This is a genomic window from Segatella copri (assembly GCF_009494835.1).
Classification (GTDB): domain Bacteria; phylum Bacteroidota; class Bacteroidia; order Bacteroidales; family Bacteroidaceae; genus Prevotella; species Prevotella copri_F.
Map to the genome: position 1 here is coordinate 1 of NZ_VZBE01000045.1, position 3,407 is coordinate 3,407.

Here is a 3,407-nt window from a genome sequence, read left to right on the forward strand (position 1 = left end):
GAGGTCGGAAAACGAAAGTAGGAGGAAAACTACTTCGTTTTCCTCCTACTCGATTTGTAAGTAAAGTGAACCCTTTGAAATATTTCTTATACTTACCAACCACGATACTATCAACTAACAACCGATTGAATTTAGATTTTGACTAAATCAATCGGTTGTTTAGCGATAGTTCTTTATTTTGATTTACAAATCAATCTAAACACAACAAAAAACAAGCCTAGAATAAGTGGAGGAAGAAAAGAATACTGTTTATCAATCCAATTATAAAATAGATTCACAAATGAAAACATAGTCATCATCAATGAAAGGATTCCCGTTGAAGTCACCACATAATCATTTATCCGTTGTAATAGTCTATGTCTATACTTTGAATCTAAGTAAGAAAGGAGACCATTGTTCATCTTTGCAACTTCTTCGCCTTTGGTGGTAATCTGAATTCCTCTTTTATTTGTTCTAATTAACCCATGTTCAACTTCAAGACATTTGAGCACACTTTCTGTATAAAGATTATGTTCCGTCTGCTCGTTCTCTCCTAAAGAAAACTCGTGCTTCAATCTATTCCACACATAATCTGTTAGGGAAGAACCATTTTTCTCTAAAAGGACACGAAGAACAAAAGTTTTCCACTTATCCAAATCGTAGTAGTCATTTTCCATTTTCAGTTCTTATTCTTCTACCAGGAGGAAGTCATGCACAACCGGAGATTTACCCATTCCTCTCACACCTATGATTTTGGCAACAAACTGACACGAGTAAATAAACTCTATTTCCTCTTAATAGTGTAATCTTTATAAAGCATATATCTCTTTATATTTCTTCGAGATTTTTATTTATAGTTTCCCTTTCATTCCGTTTTGAGTTGAAGGTATCTATATATTTAATAAAAATTCTTCTCATATCGCTTATTTCTACATATATTGTGCCACCTTCGGCTTCATATTTATCAAAGAAGCAGCATTTATCCTTTGCGACACCTTGCAACTCAAAGCCATCTCCCTCATAATATGGTTCAAGGAATGTTCTTCCAGAGTCTATACATTTGTATTTAGCCCTATATGATTTCACAATATTCAGAAATTCAGACTTCAAGCTATACCAAGAGTTTTCTTCATCAAAGACAACGTTAACCATATAAATATTATTTGTCTCAGGCGTTGAATGCAGAGTGACTATAGCTTTACGATCCATGAATTTGCCAGACATAACATATCCATTTTTACGAAAATCTATCGTTTCAAAACCTTTCTTTCTAAGATCAAGCATAACCAAATCAACAGCATCGTTTAATTCAATTCCCATAAATCTGATATGGGTCTTTGATTCTTTTACTAAACGAATAGAATCCTCTATAGCTTGTCGTCTCGCTTTTTCTTGCTTTGCTATATCACGTGCCTTACGAACAGAATCATTATGATGTTGATATTTTGAGTTTAATGCCTTTCTATATTCAATCATCATTTTCTCTATATCGTCGCCTTGAAAATTTACATAACTACATTTCTTCAAGAACTTGTTTACTCTTTTGTTACACTCTTTAGATAAAATCATATAAGAATTAGAGTTGCTCAATAGGTATCGAATCATCCTTCTCTTATAGTCATAACTATAAATCAATTTAATAGGAAGTGTCTTAATTGGATTAACACTTACATTTTGGGAATAAACATAAATATCTTTGTCTATTTTACTAGGCCCCCAAAAATCATAAGCACGTGACTCTATACTCTCTAAATTTACAAGACTTTGCGCCTTAATAGAAGAGTACGGTACAAATAAAAGGAGTATTAATTGCCACAAAATATACTTTTTCATATTTCTATACATGGGTCCACTTTAAAATGTGGATTCTATTTAAATTAAACAATAGCCGTGGGAGTTATATTCTGCCCTTGGCGTTAACTAACTCTGGCTAATAGTTAGTGTTCATTTGTTGGTCAAACAACTTTAGCACGCAACTACAGCCTTAAAAATGCCTCAAAATGGGACTATTCGCTCTTTGAGCCACTTATTTTGCAATTTGGAGGCTTAATTTGAATAGAGATTTATCATTTTAGTTTCTCAATCTCACTTTTTGACAAATCTGTTATTTGCATAACTGTTTCTATATCCATGCCAGCATCCAACATCCTTTTTGCTATTTGGATAGCTTTCGAGTTTTTACCTTCCTCACGCCCTTTTTCCAAAGCCGTATCTATAGAGTTCTTGACATCACGATACGCCTTTAAACTATCCTCATATTCTTTCAACTCTGTTGGGGTGAACTTTGCAATCTCGGCCTCCTCAAAGAGTTTAGTAAACACTTTCTCTTTCAAGGCAGCAGGACGCTCATCCAATCGGGAAAGGTTTTTCAATACATATAACCACTTATCATAAAGCGTGTCAAGCTCCTCCTCTGTCTTGTTGAACTTCGCTATCTCAACATACTTGAAAGAAAGTTTGTCATTAAAAACCTTAAGAGTCTTCTTGTCAAGCAAACCCACATCATGGTTGATATCATTTTTGTCAAATGCCTCTTCTTCCAAATCGAAATTCAGCAGAGCAACAGTGTAAACATGTTCAAGCTTGAAGTTCCATTCTGCCCCCTTTGGAGCCTGTTCACGGATAGGAAAAGTAGAATAGAACAAAGAACGATCCTTGAAGTACTTCTGATAAGCATTCTGCATCTCAACGATGAACTTTTCACCACGCTCATTTTCGCAATATACATCAAAAATGGCCTTGCGCTCGGCAAAAACATCACCAACGTGCTCACTATTCAAGTACTTCACATCCTTGATGACCTGAAAACCATCAAACAGTGAATTCAAGAAATTGATGAGCAAATCCTTGTTGGGCTTTGTTCCAAAGATACGCTTAAAACCAAAATCGGTAAGTAAGCTAATATAACGTTCTTCTATCCGTTTCATATCCATTTCCTTTTAAAACGTTTTAACTGAATTGTAGTGCAAAAATAAGCATTTTTTTCGAATTATAAATATTTGGAGTGTTAAAATGTTGGTTATGGGGGTGATTTTTCCCAAGATTCCCACGATTTTTCCCAACGTTGGGAAAAATGAGGGATTTTTTGGGGGAAAGTGGGATGATATTCCCTTTTTCTTTACATTTTAACCCTCTTTTTCTTCTTCTTTTAATTTCTTCCCAAGAAATGCCCGATTTTTCCCAAAAACGTGGTTTTTTCGGGGAAGCTGTGGGAAAAGCATTGTTTTGCCTTATTTTCTGCAGTACTTTTGCAGCGTCGAAGAAACAAGACAACGCTGAAATGGTTTGGTGCTCTTGAAACCTCTTCGTACATTTATATTATATGTATACTCAGATTATGAGAGTGGTGCAGCAGGGCGAGGCCTTCGCTGTGCAGAGTCAGAAAAGTGAGAACGGACAGATGATGAAATGTAACATCGTTCTCCAGG

3 protein-coding genes are annotated in these 3,407 nt (G+C 35.2%); all 3 read right to left on the reverse strand.

The annotated features are described in order from the left end of the window. Nucleotides 1-173: 173 nt before the first annotated feature. The 3 genes from F7D47_RS06835 to F7D47_RS06845 all read right to left on the reverse strand — a co-directional run bounded on the left by F7D47_RS06835 (nt 174) and on the right by F7D47_RS06845 (nt 2,912). Nucleotides 174-656, reverse strand: coding sequence for a hypothetical protein (locus F7D47_RS06835; RefSeq protein ID WP_153086036.1), 483 nt, complete (start codon nt 654-656; stop codon nt 174-176). A gap of 151 nt (nt 657-807) precedes the next feature. Then, nucleotides 808-1,812 (reverse strand): hypothetical protein, encoded by a 1,005-nt coding sequence (locus F7D47_RS06840; RefSeq protein ID WP_153086037.1) that lies wholly within the window; start codon nt 1,810-1,812, stop codon nt 808-810. A gap of 233 nt (nt 1,813-2,045) precedes the next feature. Continuing rightward, on the reverse strand, nt 2,046-2,912 hold the full coding sequence (locus F7D47_RS06845; protein WP_153086038.1) for an Rpn family recombination-promoting nuclease/putative transposase: 867 nt from the start codon (nt 2,910-2,912) through the stop codon (nt 2,046-2,048). Nucleotides 2,913-3,407: the final 495 nt, after the last annotated feature.

Excerpts from the sequence above, each read along its gene's own strand:
- F7D47_RS06835 (WP_153086036.1), bottom strand. The coding sequence starts at position 656 with ATGGAAAATGACTACTACGATTTGGATAAGTGGAAAACTTTTGTTCTT.
- F7D47_RS06840 (WP_153086037.1), bottom strand. The coding sequence starts at position 1,812 with ATGAAAAAGTATATTTTGTGGCAATTAATACTCCTTTTATTTGTACCG.
- F7D47_RS06845 (WP_153086038.1), bottom strand. The coding sequence starts at position 2,912 with ATGGATATGAAACGGATAGAAGAACGTTATATTAGCTTACTTACCGAT.